The following is a 19,991-nucleotide window of genomic DNA, read 5'->3' as shown; positions in this document are numbered from 1 at the left end:
CGGCATTCACGAGCACTTCTCCTGATTCCCTAGACGACATTCTCGGCCTGCCTTTGGTTTGAACTGTCCTGGACGCCCGAGGCGAGCATGATGATGGCCTCCTCGCCGAGCTCGCTGGCAGCGAGTTCTCCGGCGATCCTGCCTTCGTGCACCACCATGACGCGGTCGCAGAGGCCGATCAGTTCCGGCAATTCCGACGAGATGACGACGACGCCGACGCCGCTGCCGGCAAGCTGGCGCAGCAAGCGGTGTATCTCGACCTTGGCGCCGACATCGATGCCACGCGTCGGCTCATCCATGATGATGACCTTGGGATCGACGGACAGCTGCTTGGCGATGGCGACCTTCTGCTGGTTGCCGCCGCTCAGCGTCGAGACGGCAGCCTCGATGCCGGCCATGCGCACGCCGAGCCTGCCGGTCAGTTCCCGCGCCTGACGATCCTCGGCCTTGCGGTCGAGCAGGCCGAGCGGTCCGGTCACCCTGCCGAGGTCGAGCGCGGAGATGTTTGCTGCGATCGGCAGATCGAGGAAGACACCGGAGCCTTTGCGGTCCTCCGAGAGGTAGACCAATCCTGCCTTGACCGCATCGCCATAGCCGCGCAGCCGCAGCCGCTTTCCGTCAAGCGCGACGGTTCCGGATGCCATCGGCCTCAGGCCGCAGATCGTTTGCGCGATCTCGCTGCGGCCGGCGCCGATCAATCCGCCTATGCCGAGAATTTCACCGGCGCGAAGCTGCAGATCGACATCGGCGAAACGGCGGCCGTCGGAAAGTCCCTCGACCGACAGGATCAGGTGCCCCGGCTCTTTCGGCGCCAGCTTGTCGGGGTAGAGTTGGGTGATTTCGCGGCCCACCATCTTGCGCACGATGTCGTCCGGCGAGACGGCGGCGATCGGATCGGTCGCCACGTAGCGGCCGTCGCGGAAGACCGTGACGCGATCGCACAGCGAGAAGATTTCGGCCATGCGGTGGCTGATATAGGCAACCGAAATGCCGCGCTCTCTGAGCCCGCGCACGATCGAGAACAGGCGCTTCGCCTCGCCTTCGGTCAGCGCCGCGGTCGGCTCATCGAGCATGAGCACCTTGCAGTCGAGCGTCAGCGCCTTGGCGATCTCGACGAGCTGCTGATTGGAAATGGAGAGATCTGCGACCCTGGTGCGCACCGGAATCGGCGCGAGCAGGTTCATGACCTTCTGGGCATCGGCGTAGAGCTTCTGGAAATTCATCAACGGCGCGCGCCGGCTGTTTATCGCGGCCATGTAGATGTTTTCGGCGACGGTCGCGTCCTGACAGAGCGCGATCTCCTGATGGACAAGCGCAACGCCGAGACGTTGGGCGGTCGCGGGCGAGTGGATCGAGACTGCCTGGCCGTCGATCAGGATGTCGCCCTCGTCGGGCTGCAGCACGCCCGCGATCATGTTCATCAGCGTCGACTTGCCGGCGCCGTTCTCGCCACACAGCGCATGGATTTCGCCGCGCCTCAGCTCGAACTGTACGTCGCTCAACGCCTTGACCGGGCCAAACGCCTTGGAGAGGCCGCGGATTTCAAGAATGGGCGCCTGGATCACGCCATGCTCCTGCGATGGGCGCTTGCGGGGAGGAAGGAGGCCGAAGCCTCCTTCCAGTTTGGTGCGACCTGCGGAGGCCGCGAAGAGAGATCGAGATTATTCCTCGATGCCCTTGGTGCCGCGACGCTTGAGATACTTGTCCCAGTAGAAGTCGTCGGCATTGTCCTTGGAGACGATGGAGAACCCATTGTCGACGAAGGGGACGCTCATCGGGTTGAAGCCCGAACGCTTGGCATCGTTCATCGGGTCGATCAGGTCGGGATGCTTGGCCATCCACAACAGCATGAAGCCCATATAGCCCTGCATGCCCTGGTCGGGATTGACCGATCCGAAGATCTCGCCGGCCTTGATCATGTCGAGGATCTTGGCGTTGACGTCGGCGAGCATCACTCGGATCTTGCCGCCGCCTTCCTTGGCAGCCTGGGCAGCACCGATGGCCGAGTTGGCTTCCGGCATGAACACGGCGCCGAGGTCGGGATGCGCCTGGGCCAGGCTGAGAACGGCCTGATACGCCTTGGTCGGATCCTGGTTCGAGGCTGCGCGGCCGACGAGTTTCATGTCGGGCCATTTGGCTTCCATGCGCGCGACGAAAGCGTTGACGCGCTTGTCGTGGTTGTCCTGGCCGGGATTCTCCAGCACGGCATATTCGCCCTTGCCGTCCATCGCCTTGGCAACGGCGTCGGCGGCATAGGTGCCTTCGGCATTGTTGTCGGAGGTGATGTAGGAGACACGCTTGGAATTGGGCGAGTCGGCGGCGAACGTCACCACCGCGGTGCCTTGTTCAATGGCGCGGTTGATAGGCTCGATGAACGGATCGGAGTTCATCGGATGCACCAGTATGCCGGCCGGCTTCTGCGCCAGCGCCTGGTCGAAGGTAGCGATCTGCTTGTTGACGTCGTATTCGGGCGTACCGGTATAGGCGGTCTCGCAACCGAACTGCTGGCCGGCCTGCTTGAACATTTCATAGACCGGGAACCAGTATTCGACGCCCGAGACCATGACGTTCATGACATATTTTTCACCCGGCTCGCATTTGAACGGGTTGGGGGTTTCGGCAAGCGCCTGAGCCGAACCCAAACAGGTCGACGCAGCCGCCGCGATTGCGAGCGTGCTCAGAAATTTGCGCAAGTTTCCTCCCTTGGCCGAAGCCATCCTCAATGACGTCGCGGGCGCCCACGGCGCGTCGCTATGTGGTTTGATTGACGTCGGACTTCCTCCCGAAAGCCGACGATCCAGAGATTACAGGCTCCTCGCCAAGAGTCAATAAAATTCAAATAGTGAAATATATTTCATGAAATTGATGTGAAAGATAACGGGGTCTGTGTCTGCCTCTCCGACACGAGCGACGGCGCTGCGAGCTCCACCTCCTGCGGGATTCTGGTGGGAACCTGTGAGCTTGCCGGCTTCCAATTGTGATTGGTTGCTGAAATCAAACGGGAAGTGGCAAGATCGCAATTTGACGCCAAGGCGGGCGTCAGCGTTTACCAGTCTCGTGGCGGGCAGTTGCTACTGCGACCGCCGCACGATTAGTCTTCCCGCACATCGTTCAGCGTCGCATGGCGAAGGGGGCCTTCGCCCTTGAGATAGCGGACACGGCCAACAAGTCCCGGCTCCACCCATTGCGCCCCAGGTTTCTTGACGCCCTTCGGCGGCGGGCCCGCCATCTTTTCGATCCGCTGCCACAGCCGGTCACGAATTGACGGGTTCAAGGCGATGACAGCGCTGCCGACATACCGTCTTTCGCCGTCAAGCGTGGCCATCAGGGCCATTGGAGAAGTACCAGGCTCGCGAACGACGCCCAGCAAATCGAAATCGGCTTCCTCGAAATATTTGGCCTTCAGCCATGTTGTCGACGGTCCGCTCCTGTAGCGGCTGTCGGCGCGCTTCGAGATAATGCCCTCAAGCCCCATCTTCTCTATGGCGCGGAAGATCGCTAGCGCATCGCCCTCGAAATGCTCGCTGTACTGGATCTTGCCGACGCCAGGCTCAACCAGCTGCCACAGCGCCTGCTTGCGCTGCAGCAGGGGCAAAGGGGCAAGATTGCGCCCGTCGAGATGGAGGATGTCGAACGCGACGAACACCAGCCGGCTCGGCTCGTTCCAGATCGCGGCTTCCAGCGCAGGGAAATCGGCAGCGCCCCGCTCGTCGGTTACAATGACCTCGCCGTCGAGGATGGCAGCTCTGCATGGCAGTTCGACTGCCAGCGCGATGGGCCAGTATTTTGTGGTCCAGTCATGGCCGTTCTTGCTGTAAAGACGCACGCCGCCTTGATCGATGATGATCTGCGTCCGGTAGCCGTCGAGCTTGACCTCGTGAACCCATCCCTCATCTTCGGGCGGTTGCTCGACCAGAGTCGGGATCTGCGGCGGAATGAACTCCAGCCGGCCGCCGCTGACCTTGGCACGCTTACCCAATGACGAACACCTTTGACCGCATAGCGGGAGGCGTGATCGGCACAGGCAGCCTGACACCCAGCTATTTGGACGCCTGCCGCCTGTGCCGAGCCCCCGCCAGACCAGTGTCAACATCTACGCACGAGGCCGGAATGTCGTTACCTTCGCATCCAGATACTTCTCCTGGCGTACATTTCTCGCTGTCGGTGCGGCGCTCTCGTGTCCCCGACCGGCCTAAGCCATTTCAGGTTGCCGCTGGCCCATGCAGTCCCCACGCGCCAGTGGCGGGATTGCCGCCCGACTCAACCGCCGATCCCTTACTCAGCTTCCGAGCGCTTTGAGCCAACCTTCAAAGGAAGGGGCCTTCTCGTGTTCAGCATGCGAAACGGAGTGGGCGGGGCGCGGAAACACCACCGTGCTGCGGCCTTCGCGGGGGCTGTAACCGAATTCCTTGCTGAATGCTCGGCTAAAGTTGGCCGCTGAACTAAACCCGAAGGCCTCAGCAATTTCAACAATTCGCCGGCTGTCCGCCGGATCGCTAAGCGCAATATGGGCTGCCAGAAGTCGGCGACTTTGTATGTAATGGAGGACACCACCGCTTGGTTCGAACAGCTGATAGAGACGAGAGCGCGAGACGCCAAGCGCCCGGCACATTGAATCCGGTGTCAGACGAGCCGCATCCAGATTTTGGTGGACGTATCGACGTGCTCGCTCCATCAGTGCGACACTCGCCAATTGGTCGGCTGCGGCAGCATGTTCCGCCGGAGGCCCGAGGCAGGCGATGATCATGCTGCGTGTTGCGTGCACGATGCGGGGCAGATCGTCGGCGGTCAGGCTGCGCAGCCTTGCTTCTATGCTGTTGACGTAGCCCACCATGAGGTTGGCAAAGTTGCCGGACAGAATTGAATTGTTCTTTGCGTCGAGGGTTGCCGCCGCGTCAGCGAACAAATCACGCGGCAAATAGAGAAGGAGACTTTCAGATTCCGTTGCCCTCCCGCGAAACGGGTAGCCAAGCGATCTGATCTCCAACTTGCCCGGCTGGCTTTCCGAAACGCGGCGATCGACCTCCGTCCATGACCGGCCAGTATGTGGCAAGACGATATTCCAGTGGTCGATCGAGCTGGACCGAAGCTTCGCGGCAGAACGCACATAACTATGTGCCGCTGCGCGCTGTTGAGCGATCAGCATGCCACCGAGGTTCCAAGCCGTGTGGTCGGCGGGAAAGCCATCGCCTAGCGATTTGTCATCTGGCAACTTGACCTCGACAAGCGGGGCCATATGCGCTTGCCAGGCGGCGAATTGATCCTCTGGTGCCAGCTCGAGCGTTGAAAAGGACAAAGGTTCGAGCGCCGGCACGAGCGGCGGAGCAGCCTCATTGTGAGGTTGACCTTCGCGCGGCCAACGACGTCGATCACGGTCGGGCGACTGCCTCGCAGGGGCCTTGTGTTGCCTTTTAGCGTCCATCGCGTGGTGCCATATCCGATTCCGGTATGCCCATGCCCCTCGCAATCATGTGGTGTATCTCAGGCGTCTGGCAAGGCTTCGAGGCTGTTATCTACTGCCCAGTTGGATCAAGCCGTTCGGTGAACAGGCAGCCGCAACCCTTGTTGACGGTAGCGGAACTCGAGCCGACAGAGCCGGCGATCACGCTGAATTACAGCAAGAAATGCATTCCGCGATAAGTTTCTGGATGCGAAGATAACGACACTCTTCAGCTTGGTGCTTATAGAATCGCGCATTGTGAAAGCGTAGTTGAGGAGACCTCCGAAATGAACGCAAAGCTCAACAGCGAATCTCGTCGCAAGATAATTCTTGATGGATACGTTAACAACGAACCATTGAAGGATATTGCGGCCAAGATCGGATGCTCACTGGCGAGTCTAAAGGTCAGCGCCAGTAAAATCGGCTGCACTCGGACCCCGAAGGAAGCGGCCGAATTTCGACGCGGCTTCCGTATCCCGGAACATAAACGGCAAGATTACTACCAGCTAATGATCGCTGGGCAGTATAAGGCCCGCGAGTGTGCGCAAATTTTGGGACTATTAGAAGTGCAATCATCAGGAACAGAGTAAGCGGACTACAATACACTCAGCGCGATATTATCACTTAGCATTCCATCGCCTCGGTGGTTCCTCAGTAAAAAGCCCGCCGCAAAGCACGGGCGGCGGGCCCTGAAAGGTTCGCGCAGATGCTACGTCGGCGCCTCAATCGCACCTGCCTCAGTCCTCACGATCTGGATATCTGCGAACGCGTGTTCGATCAGGTCTGCGCGGATGAACAGCTCGACCCTTTAGACCCGGACACCGAAATTTTGGCAGTGATGGTTGTGGCCATTTTTCGAAATGCTCACACCAGCGAGTGCAAACTGCTAGAGGCGGTCAGGTCTCGTCGGCAAAAGCTCGCGGGAACCGCGCATTGACGCGCTTGTCTTATCCCGGTCTTGCAATCATGCCGGCGTTGTCTGAGCCATGCCGTGACTTCGGCGACCTGCTTTTGTCGCCTGCGCAACCAGCTGTCAGGTCAAAAAAAGCTCCACGGCGGGATGCAATTTCTTGAGATTTGGCAGAGATTTCGACTGCCAGGGTATTTCGGAAGTTCCGCGCACAATGAGTTGGACATTGGAATGCTTGCGGGCTTCTATGGTGAATTTCGCCAGGAGGTTGATGCCTGACGAGTTGAGAAACTCAAGATCTGTTAAATTGAGCGTGACGGAGGCAGGTGTCGATGAAAGAACGTCGATCATCAAAGATAAAATGGGTGCATAGGCCTCGACGCTGGCCAACCGCATGACGCCATCGAAATAAATATCGCTCTCCTCAGTCCACACGCGATAGTGTTCTGTTGCTATTTCCATGTTGAGACTTCATCTCACTTAGCTATGAGTTTGCGGGACCGGAATTGAAGCATATGTTTCCAGCCAAATACGATCACTTTCTTCGGTCGGGCTGAAGGTCCAGGCCAGCCGTGCACCATAATCGCTCATCAACGTCAGCAACCCAAGACCGGAGCGGGTCGTCTCAGGGTCTGCCGCATTCTCTTCGATCCACCGGATCAAGTGCTCGCCCGGGTCGCCGACGGTGATCTCCGAAAGGAGATTCTGAAACTCCACGGCGGTCTCGCTGTCGACGACGTTCGAAACCTTTACCTTGAAATTCCCCGAATCAATCGACGATTCGATCATGATCTCGCCCGGCACACGAAACTTGACAGCGTTCTCAATGAGTTCGTTGACCAAATAACCGATGCAGTGTCGTACTTCCCTGTAATCGTTGCGAGACGACTGAAAGCGCAACGCAAAAAGGTCAGCGATGAAGTCCGAGGTGGTAGCACAATGATGCCAACTCAGGTCGAGCGGACCGTCGAACAAACGCACCCGACTGATACTCTCTCTCATGCCGATTGCAAGGTCGGCTGGTCCGAAAAGCGTAGCCATTTCCTACCGATGCCTCATGACGATAAGGGTGATATCGTCATGGATCTTCTGGGTTCCAATATGGACCATGAGATCTTCGACAATTCCGGCTTTCAGCTTCTCGGCGCAGCCGCCGTAATGTTGGCGCACGCTTTCGCAAAGGCGATCAAGACCGAACAGCCTTCCTTCCAGGTCTTCCGCCTCGGTGACGCCGTCGGTGTGGAGCACGATCACGTCGCCGCTGCTGAAAGGAATGTCGTGCGTCTCGATAAACGGCAGGATGTCGAGTTCGAGGCCGACCGGTAAGCCCAGATCGAGCGTATCGATGCGCTCGACTTGCCCGTCCGCGCGAATGACGAGGACCTCCTCATGCTGGCCTGACAGAGTCACATGTCCATCTTCATAGTCAAGGAAGGCCAGCGAGAGATGCTTGTCAGTGTTCGTCCGTTCTATGTTCTTGTAAATCGCACGGTTTAACCGATCCAGGAACTGGCGTGGATTGTCCTCACCGGTCTCTTGCAGCGCGCGTGCAACGGATTGGACCATCAGCATCAGGACGCCGCTCTCGAGGCCGTGGCCGGTTACGTCACCGATGCCGATTTTGACACGCGGCCCGTCTTGCAGGACATCGTAGTAGTCGCCGCCGACCTCGTCGGCCGGCCGCATATAGGCTGCGATCTCAAGGCCAGGGATTGCTTCGAGCTCGCGAGCCCTCGGCAAAACCATCAACTGGATCTGGCGCGCAACCGCGAGTTCGGCGCCGAGGCGAACGTTTTCGCTTTGAAGTTTGTCATTGAGTGCGGAGATCTCCTGGCTCGCGTCTTCAAGCTCCCTGGTGCGTTCGTCGACGAGTTGCTCAAGGTTTTCCGTGTGAAAGCTGATTTGTTCGGCCATCCCGTTGAACGCGGCGCCCGCCTCTCCGACTTCATCGCGCGTCGGAATGTTCACCCGTACCGAATAGTCTTTCGCCTGAAGGCGCCTGGCGGCGCCGGCAAGCGCACTGAGGCCGGCGGTGATCCGCTTTGAAATCCGGAAGACGACAGCCAAGACGATTAGAAGCGAAACGATGATCGCGCCTATCTGGTACAGCAGGATACGGTTGGTTGCGCGAGAGATGCTCTTCTGGGCCGCGAACAGTGACGCATAGATCTCTCGTTCCGGAACAACGATTCCGACCGACATTGCTTCGCGTTCTATCGGTCCCGAACTCCACAGATTCGTCGGATGCAGTGTCTTGAGAACAACGATGTAAGGAACGCTCTCGCCGTGTTGGTCGATCGCAATATGCTGAATGACGCCGTCATTGTCCTGTCCGAGAGGCAGCGAGGCGATTGCCGGTTGCGTACTTTTGCGCAGGGATCGTTCGAGGCCGGTGACGCCTTGGGCAACCTTGTCGTTCGATGAAATCAGGCCAATAATCGTCTCGCCGGCCGGTTTGATCGCCACCACGTTGCCGTTCGACATCGTCAGGAAGCCGAAGCCGGTTTGCGCTATCTTCACGCTCTCGACGATCTCGGCGAGTTGATCAAGGGTAATGTCGGCTCCCGCAATACCGGCGATGTCGGTCCGATCCCGCGTCCACAGCGGGTGGAAGAAGCTGACGATGAGCTTGCCGGTGATCGCATCGGTGTAGGGCGCAGTCTGCGTGATATCGTCGGCAATCGGACGCGAGGCCGGATCCCTGGTCCATTGCCGCCAGGACGCGTAGATCCCGGGAAAGAAAAACTCCCAGAAGTCTGCCTTGTTGTGGCCAGGATAGAGCCGATCGAAGGTCTGGGCCTGATCACTATAGGGTGCCGTCCTGAAGATTGGTCGCTCCTTTGGGCCGATATAGTACATCTGCAGCTTGGACGACCCGCTGGCCAGGAGGCTCGGCGCAACGAGATCCAGTACAGCGCTGTTGTCAATTTCCTGCTCGACGGCGGGAAGAGGACGGTGGTCAGCGCCGAGCAGGTAGCCCCATACGCTCACAACGGACGGCCCACCCGGAAGGTTCTGCGCCCATCCGCCTTTGGCGTCGTAAATCGTCGTCACGGAGCCGGGCGCCTCATGCGCCAAGGTCTCTCCGACTTGCTTCTGTCTCGTTGGATCGTCGATCTGTGCCTGCAGGACGCCGGCCAGCACCTTGACGTCTGCATGCACGCGGTCCAGCAGAAGGTCCACCCGTGACGCTGTCGAATCGGCATAGGAGCGAATGTATTCCTGGTTCGCGTTTGTCAGGCCTTCGCCGACCTCTGACGTGGCATCCCGCGACAACCTTTGAACGTTCCAAAGTGCCAGGCCGCCGCTTACCAGCAGGTCAAACAGAACTGCGCCACCCACGACCAGCATGAATTTCGCGCGAAAGGAGCGTAGGCCGAAGCGTGGTGTCCGCTCATCACCGGTGCTCATGGTTGCTTTCGTCCAGATGCGACCCAGATCGGCCAACCTGCATAGCCCTTCGGGTGGAGTGCCGCGAAAACATGATCCCTGAAGCCCTGACGGAACCGCCTGATGAACTCTGGAGTGTCGCCGCGTTTTGCCGCCATCTGCCCCGCGTAGACGTTCTCCCAAGCCGCAATGACATCAGCGAAATCTTGCGGATCGCCGTCGAGGTTGGTCACCGTGAAGGACTCTACACGAACGTCTGCGAATCCCGCTTCCGTCAGATACCGCCGGCTCTTGGGTCCAAGCTCAACGTCCATATCGAAATACTTGAACAGTTTTGCTACCTCGTTGTAGGTCCACTGAATACTTTCACCGCGCGGCTCCCCTAGGCAGTGCGAGTTCTTCTCGTTGGTGATGTAGACGCGCCCGCCCGGTTTGCATATCCGATAGAGTTCCTTGAGAATGAGCTCCGGCCGATTGAAGATCTGGAGCGAGTGTCGGCACGTGACGAGGTCGAACTGATCGTCCTCGAGCAGCATTTCTGAGGCATCGCCATAGATGTATTCAATCCCACGAATATCGAAATCCGCGGCCACGCTTCGCGCATAGGCGAGACTTGATCTGGAGTGGTCCAGGGCGACGATCCGCGACGGCTGGAACTCCTTTTGCACGAGTGCGGCGAAATCGCCGATTCCGCAACAGATGTCGGCCATCGTGATGCCGGGCTGCATACCGTGCCGCGGCAGGATTGTACGTTCGTGGCGCCAAGTTATCCTCGTCTGCGTGCGGAGGATCGGAATGAATTCGCCTTCTTCCAGAAAGCTCTGCCCCGGATAGAACTCGCTGTCATATTCCTCGACCGAAATGTTCGCTCCAATTCCGCACAAGCGACCGAACTTGCGAGTCGTCCATCCGACGACACTTGATGTGATGATCACGAATTTGAGGTCAGGTCGAGCGCGACAGGAGTCGATGATCACCCGCGCGAAGGCGTGGAACGCAGTGTTGTTCATTTGCGTGAGGCGCCTGATGTTTATGTAGAGAACGCCGCGCACTCGGCCGATGGACTCCTTCAGCAGGGCGATGCTGGGCGCAAGCTCGTCGATCGCCTGAGGCCGAACCACCCCCGAGATGGAGAACTCCTGATTGTTCATGTCGTATTGCGCTTTGAAACGCGGGAACAAGCCGTACGGGGTCAATTTGCCTGGCCCTCGAGCGGGAGGTCCACCACAAGCGTAATAGCACCAGCGTCGGCTTCTTTGCCGAGCCGCAGTGTGGCGTTGTAGTCTATAGCCAGTTCAAAGAGCACCACTTCACGGCTCGGCACGAGGTCCTCGGAAAGCGAGTTGCGGTATCGCTCCCGAGCCTCGGGGGCTCCGACATGCAACAGTGCGTCCTTGTAAAATTGTCGCTCTTCGGGTGTGCAGGGGAATATCAATTCAACCCTATCCGTCTTGCCATGACGAGACACCCTGCACACGAAGCCGCCCGCCGGATGTCGCGTACGGAAGGTAACCTCCAGCAATTCATTGAGCGCCGAAGAGAAGAGATTTGAATGCAGCACCGAGTCAGTTCGGTTGTGGCTGATCACGCGCGCCAGGTAGGTCGATATGTGATCGCAATGGAACCAAGCCGAGAGGAAAGCTTTGATTTCCATATCGATCTGGATCATGGGCTCGAAAGCCGCTTCGGCAACGACACTCTGCGAAGCAACATTCATGGCTTTTCCTCGCTTACTTCCATTTTGCACGGACCATGTACCACGAACGCGTCCGCCTTAGTCGCTGCTCCCCAGTCTCGCGCCAACGCCGCGGCCCGGGTTCTGGAGGCTGGACCGTCCGATCTCGTCCTCCCACGCCAGGACCGGTTCCAGCGGCGTCCGCTTGATGAAATCAAGCGTCGCCTCCCCCCCCATCGGCCGCCCAAGAAAATGGCCTTGGAGACGATCGCAGTCGTGCTCGATCAGCCACTGTGCCTGTCCCCGCGTCTCGACTCCCTCGGCGGTGACGCTTATTCCCAGACCGTGTGCCAAGCCGATGATGGATCGCACGATCGTCTGGCTTTTCCAATCTGTCTCCAGCTCATCAACGAAGTACTGGTCTATCTTCAAACTATCGAAGGGGAAGTTCTTCAGATAACCCAATGACGAGTAGTGGGTACCGAAGTCGTCGAGTGAGATCCTTATCCCCAAGACATTCAGAGTATTGAGCGTATCGAGGTTGTCGGTCGTCTGCTCGAGCAGGACGGTCTCAGTTATCTCGAGCTCGAGGCGCTCGGCTCGGATTCCCACGCTATCGACGATCTGAGCAACCGTGTCCGTGAGCGAACCGCTCAGGAACTGCACCGGTGACAGATTCACCGCGACGGTTAGGGCGGAAGGCCACGTCGTGGCCTGGCGGCAGGCTTCCTCGAGTACCCACCGTCCGATCTCATCCATGAGGCCGTCAGCTTCAGCGATCGGGATGAACACGCTCGGAGGAATGATTCCGATTTCGGGGTGACGCCACCGCAGAAGTGCTTCGAAGCCCACCACTGACGAGTGTGGGCGAACGAGCGGCTGATATTCGAGATAGAGTTCGCCCCGTTCCAGCGCCGTTCGCAAGCTGCGCCTTAGATTCTCGCGCTGTTCCAGCAGGAGCGCCATCGAACGGTTAAAAATCCGGGCGCAGCCGCGCCCATCTCTCTTGGCCGCGTAGAGAGCGATGTCCGCGGCCTTCATCAGCTGCTCGCTCTCTGTCCCGTGCTCCGGTCCGAATGCGACACCAATGCTCGCGCCGACGAAGACGGGGATACCATTGATGATGAACGGCGCCTTGAGTGCGTCGATCAACGACCCGGCGAGGAGCGCGGCATCAGCAGGCTGTTGCTTTCCCGACTGGATGACGGCGAACTCGTCTCCGGCATACCGGTACGCGGATTCACCGTCTTGCAGCGCGTCCCGGATCCGGTTTGCCGCGAGTTGGAGCAAGCTATCGCCGGCCCCATGGCCGAGGGTGTCATTGACAGCTTTGAAGTCATCGAGGTCGATCTGCAGTAGGGCGGCCTTTTCCTTTGATCCGTCGACCTTTGACAAAACCTGTTGCAGATCCTCGCTAAACCGCCGCCGGTTCTGCAGACCGGTCAACACGTCGTGCGTCGCCCGATGCAGAAGTGTCACACGCTCTGCCTCCTCCGCGGCGGACCGTCCAGCGTAATCCGCTGCTATGGATTCGCTGATTCCGATCCCATCCGCCGCGCGGAATACGAATGCGGACCTGGGCGCCTCGCCACCCGACCCGGGCAGGTCGACGCTTGTCTGAGCGCCGCCGCTGAGCACACGATCAAGCTCGTGGCGAAGCTTGGAATCAAGAAAGCCAGGATAGACGTCCCAGACCATGGCGCCGGCTTTTACCGCGCGGCCGTGGACACTTTTCAACTTTGCCGCGTAGTGTGTCAGGCGAAAGTTGCTGTCGTAGAAAGACACTAAGTCAGTCGTGCTCGCCAAAAAATCAGCGAGACGTAATTCGCTCGCAGAAGAAAGATAGTTCGAGGAAAGCTGTTCCCCGTTCTCTTCCAGCACTTTGGAACGTGAGAACCAACTCCATAGGCGCGACAAGCCCGCATCTCCTTGGCGCTATCGTGCGATAAGATAGCACAAACTTGGGAGCGGTTGCAAACCTCATGGTCTATCCTAATCGGATTGCGGCCCTTTCCGACGCCGCGCATCCAACCTGGCGCGCTCGCTCGCTTAACGTCTGCCGGCTCTGGCGGAATCAGACGCGTGACGATCGAGCTTCAGCCTCCTGCCAGCGACAACCCTCGGGCGCGTTCGCGCAGAAGCGCAAGCAGTTCGTTACGCCGCGGCTCCGGCGTGTCGACAGGCAGCACGAAGCACAAGGTCCTGTTGATGGCGCCGTGGCCATCTTGGATGGGCGCTGCCATGCACCAAGTGAAGCGGTCGGCCAGGGCGGCTGTCTCGCTGAAACCCTGCCGATGCGCCAGGGCGACATCGGCAAAGAACTCGGCGGGCGCAATGATGCGGCCGTCGGGAAGCTTGTAGTCGCCGGGCGGAATGAAGTTCTTCAGTTCCTGCTCGCTCATATGGCCGAGCAGCAGCCGCCCGGACGCCGTCCACGGGATCGGAACCTCGACCCCGACATCGCTTGAAATCCGGAACGGGCCGGGCGAGTCGCGGCAATCGAGGACGACGTATTTGTTGCCGCGCAGACCGCATAGCTGGACGGTTTCGCCGGTCTCCGCCGCCAGTCTGTCCAGGGTTTCGATGATGCGCCGGTAGTGGGCGTTGTGATGCGAGTAGGCCCAGCCGAACAGATGCATCGCCCGCCCGAAATAGACGTAGCCTTCTGTGCCGACGTTCTCGAGCATTTCGGCTTCGAGCAGGCTGCTGACGATTTCGTAGGTGGTCGAACGCGGCGCGCCAATCATTTTGGCCATGTCGCCGACGCGCATCGGCGCACGGTGCCGCAATAGGGCTTCAAGCAGCGTGATGACGCGATCGATGCCGCGGCGGCGTTCGCCATTGCGCGGTTCTGCGCCGGCTTCCTTTTCGATCACATCAGTAGCGCCGTCGCTCATGTCAGCCGCATCCATCCAAGAATCAGTTCGGTCCTCGTCTCAAGACGCTTGAAAGATGTCAAGGCTCAGTCTAGCATCGATTTTGTCCGATATACAGACATATTGTCTGAAATACCAGACAAACTAACGAGCCTGACGCAGAAAGTCCCGACGAGAACAGACGGTTTCCGAGGCTCGGCAACCGGCGGGTTTCTTCGTCCCGATGCCGCACGTCGAGGCCACAACCTCAGAAGGGAACAGTCATGATGAAATCGTCGTTCTTTACATCCGCCAGCGCCCTTTGCCTCGGTCTCATGCTGAGCCTGAGCGCCGGTTCGCAGGCCAACGCCGCCGCAAACTGCATCAAGGGCGACCGCAAGGCGCCGTACACGATCGGCTGGGCCAACATCTATTCCGTGCCGACCTGGATGAAGCAGACGCAAGGTACGATCGAAGCCGAAGTCGAAACCCTGAAGAAGCAAGGACTGGTCGACAAGCTCGTCGTGACCGACGCTCAGGGCGACGCCAACGTTCAGATCCAGCAGATCCAGTCGATGATCGACTCCAACGTCGACGCCATCATCCTGATTGCCGGTTCATCGACCGCGCCGGCACGCGTGCTGGCCGACGCCTGCGCCAAGGGCATAGCCATCATCAACTTCGACAGCCTCGTCGATACCGACAAGGTCACCGCCAAGGTCAACACCGATTCCTCCCAGTGGGGCGACCAGGCGGCCAAGTTCCTGATCGACGCCATCGGCGGCAAGGGCAAGATCCTCATCCTCAACGGCCCTGCCGGCGTTTCGGTCAGCGATGACAGGCGCAAAGGCGCCGATGCCGAGCTCAAGTCCCATCCCGAGGTGACGGTCCTTGCCGAGACCAACACGCCCTACAATGTCGCGCCGGCCCAGGAAGCCGTCACCAGCCTGCTCTTCGCCAACCCCGAGATCGACGGCATCCTGTCGCTTGGCGGCGCTCTGTCGGCCGGTGCCGTACTCGCCCTCGACAAGCAGGGCCGCGACCAGGTGCCGATCACCGGCGAGAACGCCCGTCAGTTCCTCGAACTGTGGAAGGAAAAGGGCCTGAAGAGCTGGGCTACCATGCAGCCGAACTGGCTCGGCGCCTTCGCCACCTACACCGCCGTCCAGGCGCTGGAAGGAAAGCACGTGCCGGCTTTCGTCAAGATCCCGCTGCCGGTGATCGACAATTCCAACATCGACGACTACCTCGCCCGGGCCAAGGATTTCCCGGCTGACGGTTACATCTATTCGCCTTACGATGAAGAGCTGTTCAAGAAGCTGCTGGCTCAGAAATAAGCCTGAAGGGTTGTAGCATTGACAACCATGGCTCCGCTCCTCGCGGCGCGGGGGGTGTCGAAGTCTTTCTTCGGCAACCCCGTCCTGCGCGACGTTTCCATCGCTCTCCAGCCGGGCCGCGTGCATGCGCTGCTCGGCGAGAACGGCGCGGGAAAGTCGACGCTGATCAACCTCTTGTCTGGCGCCTTGCGCCCGGACGGCGGCACCATCGAGGTCGATGGACGCGCGGTCTCGCGCATGACCCCTGCCCATGCGCGGCAGGCCGGGATTGCCGTCGTCCAGCAGGAACTCAGCCTGACGGCCAGTCTCTCCATCGCCGAAAACATCGGCCTCGGCGCCTATCCCAAGCGGTTCGGCCTGATCGACTACAACGAGCTTGCCGCGCGGGCGCGGGCGGCGTGCGATCTTGTCGGGCTGCACGAGCCGCTGTCAACGCCGGTCGGACATCTGTCGCTCGGCCGCCGGCAGATGGTGGAGATCGCCAAGGCGCTCTACCGCAACCCGCGCGTGCTCATTCTCGACGAGCCGACATCGTCGTTGTCGGCAACTGAAACAAAAATCCTGACCGATCTGCTGGAGCGGCTGCGGGGCGAGGGCATCGCCATTCTCTACATCTCGCACCGGCTGAACGAAGTCATGACGCTGTGCCAGCATGTCACCGTTCTGAAGGATGGCACCTGCACGGCCGACCGCAGCCTGGTAGGAACCGATGCCGCCGGGCTGGTTCGGCTGATGGTCGGCCGCGACCCCGGTGACCTCTTTCCCCAATGGCAGCCTTCGGCATCACCCACCAACGCCATCTCTGTCCGAAATTTTTCGGCCGGCCTGATGCGCGGCGTCGATCTGGATATCAAAACGGGCGAGGTGCTCGGCATAGGCGGCCTGGTCGGGCAGGGGCAGGAAGATCTGCTGCTCGGCCTCTACGGCGCCATTCCGGCACGGACGGCATCGGCGACCGTCAATGGCGCCGCCGGCCTGCCGGGCGGCGTGCCGAAAGCCAACGCGGCCGGCCTCGCCTATGTGCCGGCCGACCGCAAGCGTGAAGGTCTGCACCTGATCCATCCCATCATCACCAACATGATGCTGCCCGCCTTCGCCAGGCCGCCGGCGCTGAAGCTGCGCAGCCGCCGCGCCGAGCGCGAGACGGCAAGAGGCCTTGCCGCCCAGCTCGGTATCAAGGGCGATCTCGCCCGGGTGGCGCAGGCCCTCTCGGGAGGCAACCAGCAGAAAGTGGCGCTGGCGAAATGGATGCCGCACGACCCGCTCGTGCTTCTCCTCAACGATCCGACACGCGGCGTCGATGTCGAAACCAAGCGTGAAATCTACATGATGCTTCGTAACTTTGCCGCCGCCGGAAAGGCGGTCGTGCTGCTGAGTTCCGACACGCCCGAACTGGTGCATCTCTGCGACCGCGTCGCCGTGGTCCGCGAAGGCCGCATCGTCGCCATGCTCGAGCGCGGGGTACTGAGCGAAGAAGCCATCGTTTCGGCCGCGATGGGCGCCGAACAGCGGAAGGTCGCGGCATGAACACACCGCCGTTCACAACACCGACCGCCGCGCTCTACTGGCCGGTTCAGCTGCGCCGCAATATCGGCGTTCGCGGCCTGTTCGCAGTCGTCTTGGTATTTCTCGTCGCCTATGGCGTCCTCTTCCCAGGCCTCTTCACGGCCTCCGGTTTCGCCAAATTCACCCAGAGCTGGTTTCCGCTGGCGCTGGTCGCCATGGCGCAGGCGATCCTGATGCTCACCGGCGGCATCAGCCTGGCCATCGGCGCCACCGTCAGCCTGGGCGCGGTCATCGCTGCGACAACGATGGCCGGGCCGCTCGGCGTCGCCGGCGGTACCGCCGCAGTGGCGCTGACCGGCCTCGGCATTGGTGCCGCGACCGGCTTCATCGTGGTGAGGCTTCGCCTGCCGGCGATCGTGGTGACGCTCGCCGGGTCCTTCATCATCGGCGGCGCGGCACTGCTCATCCTGCCGAGGCCTGGCGGCGCCATTCCCGCGTGGCTGTCCGACCTGCTTGCCGGCAACACGCCTGCGGCATTCGTGCTCCTGGTGCTCATCGTTGCCCTGTGGAAGCTCTACCTTGCCACGCCGCTTGGCTTGAGCCTCTATGCCGCCGGCGAGAATCCGGTCGGCGCCTATCGCTCCGGCGTGCCGGTCGACGGCGCGCGCATCGCCGCCTACGCAATCAGCGGTCTGCTTTCCACCGGTGCCGGCCTGTTCGTCGCCGCGCAGACCGGTTCGGGCGATCCGGTGATCGGCACGGCCTTCACGCTGAACTCGATTGCCGCCGCGGTGCTCGGCGGCATCGGCTTCCTCGGTGGCCAAGGCACGATGCGCGGCGCGCTTGCCGGCAGCCTGCTGCTCAGCCTGATGATCAGCGTCATGTTCTTCCTCGGCTTCACACCGGTCGCCCAGTATGTCGCCCAGGGCCTCATCATCATCGGGGCGGTCGCCATCCCGCAATTCCGCAAGGTGCAGCAATGACAGCATGGAAAGAAAGCGCGGGCGGCAAACGCACCTTGACGATCCTGCGCAGCCGGCCATTCCTCACCGTTGCCATCGTTGCCGCAGTCTGGATCGTGGCGAGCTTCGCGTCACGCGGCTTCGGCGCCTACGGCCATCTGCGCTACCTGATCGAGCTTGGCGCCGTCATCGGCCTGGTTGCCGCGGGCCAGACCTTCGTGGTGATCGCTGGCGGCATCGACCTTTCGGTCGCGGCAATCGTTACGGTCAGCGCCGTCAGCCTGCCGCTGCTGTCATGGCAGGCGGATCCAACCGGCCTCACCGCCATCCTCGCCGTTCTCTTGTTGACGACGGCAATCGGTCTGGTCAACGGACTGGGGGTGGCCCTGCTGCGCGTCCACCCGATGATCATGACTTTGGCCATGGCGACCTTCTTGCAGGGTCTGCTGATCATCATCGCCGGCGGCAGCGCGGTGACCGCCGAGAACCCGCTGGTCCACTGGCTCGGCAATGCGCGGCCGGCAGGTATTCCGGCCGGCGTGCTTTTGTGGGTGGCTGTATCCGTGATCGTGCTGACCACGATGCATGCCACGTCGCTCGGCGCCCGGATCTTCGCCATGGGCGCCAATCCGCTTGCCGCGGCCCTATCCGGGGTCCCGGTCACGTCCACGACGCTCGCCGTCTACGGCATCAGCGGTTTCTGTTCGGGGCTTGCGGGCGTGCTGGTCCTCGGCATGAACGGACAGGGTTATGTCGGGATCGGCGATCCGTACCTGCTCGCCTCGATTGCCGCCGTGGTGCTTGGCGGCACCTCGATCCTGGGCGGGCTCGGCACCTATGCCGGCACCATTCCAGGCGCCGTCCTTCTGGTCACCATCACCGCGCTGATCACCGTCGTCAACGCGTCGCCCGGCTGGCGCAGCATCCTGTTCGGCTCGCTGATCCTGGGTCTGCTGCTTCTCTCAGGCCGGGAGCAGGCGCGCCGATGATACATCGTCCAGCCGGTAGATGCGCCTTGCGTTGCCGAAGAACAGCGCCGTCTGCTCGTCCGTGGAAAAGTCCCCCGCAATGGTTTTGAAGCTGTCATATATGTCATCGAACGACGCATGCAGGCCGGCGACCGGGAAGTCGCTGCCAAACATGGCGCGGTCGCTGCCGAAGCAGTCGATGCAATGCAGGACGACCGGCCGCAGGCTGTCGAGCGTCCAGTGATGATCATAGGCAACCAGGTCCGAAATCTTGATGGCGACGTTTTGGTGTTGCGCCAGGGCGCGCAGCCCCTCGCGCCAGAGCCGCATTCCGTCCGCATCGCGGTGGATCGGGCTGCCGCAATGGTTGAGGACGAATTGCTGGCTGGGAAAGGCCGCCGCAAGGCGGGTGGCATCGCCGAACTGGCGCGGGAACACCATCATGTCGAAGGCGAGCCGGTGATGGCGAAGCAAGGCAAGGCCGGCGCGCCATGCCGGCTCGTCCATGATGCCGTCGCGGGCGGCGAAACGCCTGGCGGGATCAGGGTCCCAGCTCAATATGTCGCGCACGCCAACGGTGCGATCGAAGGCGGCTTGCGCCTCGATCAGCGCAGCCGCCTCGGGGCTTGCCAGTGGCACGTGGACGACATAGCGGGCCGCCACGCCTTGCGACTTGTCGAGTGTCTCCAACCATCGCGTCTCGCCGACGCTGTCATTGCCCGCCCAGCCGGCTTCGACATGCACGGTGGCGACGACATTGTGCCTGACGGCGTCGCGCGCATAATCCTCGGGCAGATAATTGCGCCGCAGCGGACCAAGCTCGCCCAGTCCGCCGCGCTCGCCGGCCGTGGCGGCGAGCCAGGGATGCCGGCCGAGGCCGAGATCCCAAAGATGATGGTGGGCGTCGATGATCGGTCCGGAGTAGGGTTCTGGCACGCGTGTCTCTCA

17 protein-coding genes are annotated in these 19,991 nt (G+C 60.9%); 5 read left to right on the top strand and 12 right to left on the bottom strand.

The window, feature by feature from the left end:
* Positions 1–29: 29 nt before the first annotated feature.
* The 4 genes from ACFSOZ_RS01875 to ACFSOZ_RS01860 form a co-directional block, all read right to left on the bottom strand.
* On the bottom strand, positions 30–1,565 hold the full coding sequence (locus ACFSOZ_RS01875) for a sugar ABC transporter ATP-binding protein (protein ID WP_379092895.1): 1,536 nt from the start codon (positions 1,563–1,565) through the stop codon (positions 30–32).
* Positions 1,566–1,661: 96 nt separating this feature from the next.
* Positions 1,662–2,693 carry a substrate-binding domain-containing protein gene (locus tag ACFSOZ_RS01870; protein ID WP_379092892.1) on the bottom strand — a complete coding sequence of 344 codons (1,032 nt, stop codon included), beginning with the start codon at positions 2,691–2,693 and terminating at the stop codon, positions 1,662–1,664.
* A 398-nt stretch (positions 2,694–3,091) separates the two neighbouring features.
* Positions 3,092–3,979 carry an ATP-dependent DNA ligase gene (locus tag ACFSOZ_RS01865; RefSeq protein WP_379092889.1) on the bottom strand — a complete coding sequence of 296 codons (888 nt, stop codon included), beginning with the start codon at positions 3,977–3,979 and terminating at the stop codon, positions 3,092–3,094.
* Positions 3,980–4,279: 300 nt separating this feature from the next.
* The gene (locus ACFSOZ_RS01860; protein WP_379092886.1) at positions 4,280–5,422 is read right to left on the bottom strand and encodes a helix-turn-helix domain-containing protein; all 1,143 of its coding nucleotides are present in this window, start codon (positions 5,420–5,422) and stop codon (positions 4,280–4,282) included.
* A 305-nt stretch (positions 5,423–5,727) separates the two neighbouring features.
* Here ACFSOZ_RS01860 and ACFSOZ_RS01855 point away from each other — a divergent pair, with 305 nt between their 5' ends.
* Positions 5,728–6,030 (top strand): hypothetical protein, encoded by a 303-nt coding sequence (locus ACFSOZ_RS01855; RefSeq protein WP_379092883.1) that lies wholly within the window; start codon positions 5,728–5,730, stop codon positions 6,028–6,030.
* 443 nt (positions 6,031–6,473) lie between these two features.
* On the opposite strand, the gene ACFSOZ_RS01850 is transcribed toward ACFSOZ_RS01855, so the two are convergent.
* The 7 genes from ACFSOZ_RS01850 to ACFSOZ_RS01820 form a co-directional block, all read right to left on the bottom strand.
* Positions 6,474–6,812, bottom strand: coding sequence for a slr1659 superfamily regulator (locus tag ACFSOZ_RS01850; protein ID WP_379092880.1), 339 nt, complete (start codon positions 6,810–6,812; stop codon positions 6,474–6,476).
* Positions 6,813–6,830: 18 nt separating this feature from the next.
* On the bottom strand, positions 6,831–7,391 hold the full coding sequence (locus tag ACFSOZ_RS01845) for a slr1658 superfamily regulator (RefSeq protein ID WP_379092877.1): 561 nt from the start codon (positions 7,389–7,391) through the stop codon (positions 6,831–6,833).
* 3 nt (positions 7,392–7,394) lie between these two features.
* Positions 7,395–9,761, bottom strand: coding sequence for a SpoIIE family protein phosphatase (locus tag ACFSOZ_RS01840; RefSeq protein WP_379092874.1), 2,367 nt, complete (start codon positions 9,759–9,761; stop codon positions 7,395–7,397).
* A complete protein-coding gene (locus tag ACFSOZ_RS01835; protein WP_379092871.1) occupies positions 9,758–10,891 on the bottom strand; it encodes a methyltransferase domain-containing protein in 1,134 nt (377 codons plus the stop codon). The genes ACFSOZ_RS01840 and ACFSOZ_RS01835 overlap by 4 nt, the downstream gene beginning before the upstream one ends.
* 41 nt (positions 10,892–10,932) lie before the next feature.
* Positions 10,933–11,457: a ubiquinone biosynthesis methyltransferase UbiE gene (locus tag ACFSOZ_RS01830; RefSeq protein ID WP_379092868.1), complete on the bottom strand. Its 525-nt coding sequence runs from the start codon at positions 11,455–11,457 to the stop codon at positions 10,933–10,935.
* Positions 11,458–11,514: 57 nt separating this feature from the next.
* Entirely contained in the window at positions 11,515–13,221 is a 1,707-nt protein-coding gene (locus ACFSOZ_RS01825) for a putative bifunctional diguanylate cyclase/phosphodiesterase (protein ID WP_379093823.1), read from the bottom strand.
* Positions 13,222–13,511: 290 nt separating this feature from the next.
* Entirely contained in the window at positions 13,512–14,312 is an 801-nt protein-coding gene (locus ACFSOZ_RS01820; RefSeq protein ID WP_379092866.1) for an IclR family transcriptional regulator, read from the bottom strand.
* A gap of 242 nt (positions 14,313–14,554) precedes the next feature.
* On the opposite strand from ACFSOZ_RS01820, the gene ACFSOZ_RS01815 reads away from it, so the two are divergent.
* The 4 genes from ACFSOZ_RS01815 to ACFSOZ_RS01800 are packed head-to-tail and all read left to right on the top strand — an operon-like array spanning position 14,555 to position 19,064.
* Entirely contained in the window at positions 14,555–15,607 is a 1,053-nt protein-coding gene (locus ACFSOZ_RS01815) for an ABC transporter substrate-binding protein (RefSeq protein ID WP_379092863.1), read from the top strand.
* A gap of 27 nt (positions 15,608–15,634) precedes the next feature.
* The gene (locus tag ACFSOZ_RS01810; RefSeq protein WP_379092860.1) at positions 15,635–17,134 is read left to right on the top strand and encodes a sugar ABC transporter ATP-binding protein; all 1,500 of its coding nucleotides are present in this window, start codon (positions 15,635–15,637) and stop codon (positions 17,132–17,134) included.
* Positions 17,131–18,096: an ABC transporter permease gene (locus ACFSOZ_RS01805; RefSeq protein ID WP_379092857.1), complete on the top strand. Its 966-nt coding sequence runs from the start codon at positions 17,131–17,133 to the stop codon at positions 18,094–18,096. The genes ACFSOZ_RS01810 and ACFSOZ_RS01805 overlap by 4 nt, the downstream gene beginning before the upstream one ends.
* Positions 18,093–19,064 carry an ABC transporter permease gene (locus ACFSOZ_RS01800; RefSeq protein ID WP_379092854.1) on the top strand — a complete coding sequence of 324 codons (972 nt, stop codon included), beginning with the start codon at positions 18,093–18,095 and terminating at the stop codon, positions 19,062–19,064. The genes ACFSOZ_RS01805 and ACFSOZ_RS01800 overlap by 4 nt, the downstream gene beginning before the upstream one ends.
* Here the strand turns inward: ACFSOZ_RS01800 and ACFSOZ_RS01795 are convergent.
* The gene (locus ACFSOZ_RS01795) at positions 19,038–19,979 is read right to left on the bottom strand and encodes an amidohydrolase family protein (protein ID WP_379092851.1); all 942 of its coding nucleotides are present in this window, start codon (positions 19,977–19,979) and stop codon (positions 19,038–19,040) included. The genes ACFSOZ_RS01800 and ACFSOZ_RS01795 overlap by 27 nt on opposite strands.
* Positions 19,980–19,991 lie beyond the last annotated feature (12 nt).

Origin of the sequence: Mesorhizobium newzealandense, assembly GCF_042682145.1 — a bacterium.
GTDB classification, from domain to species: domain Bacteria; phylum Pseudomonadota; class Alphaproteobacteria; order Rhizobiales; family Rhizobiaceae; genus Mesorhizobium; species Mesorhizobium newzealandense.
Note: the sequence above shows the minus strand (reverse complement) of the source record. Positions and strands in the feature narration are given on the sequence as shown.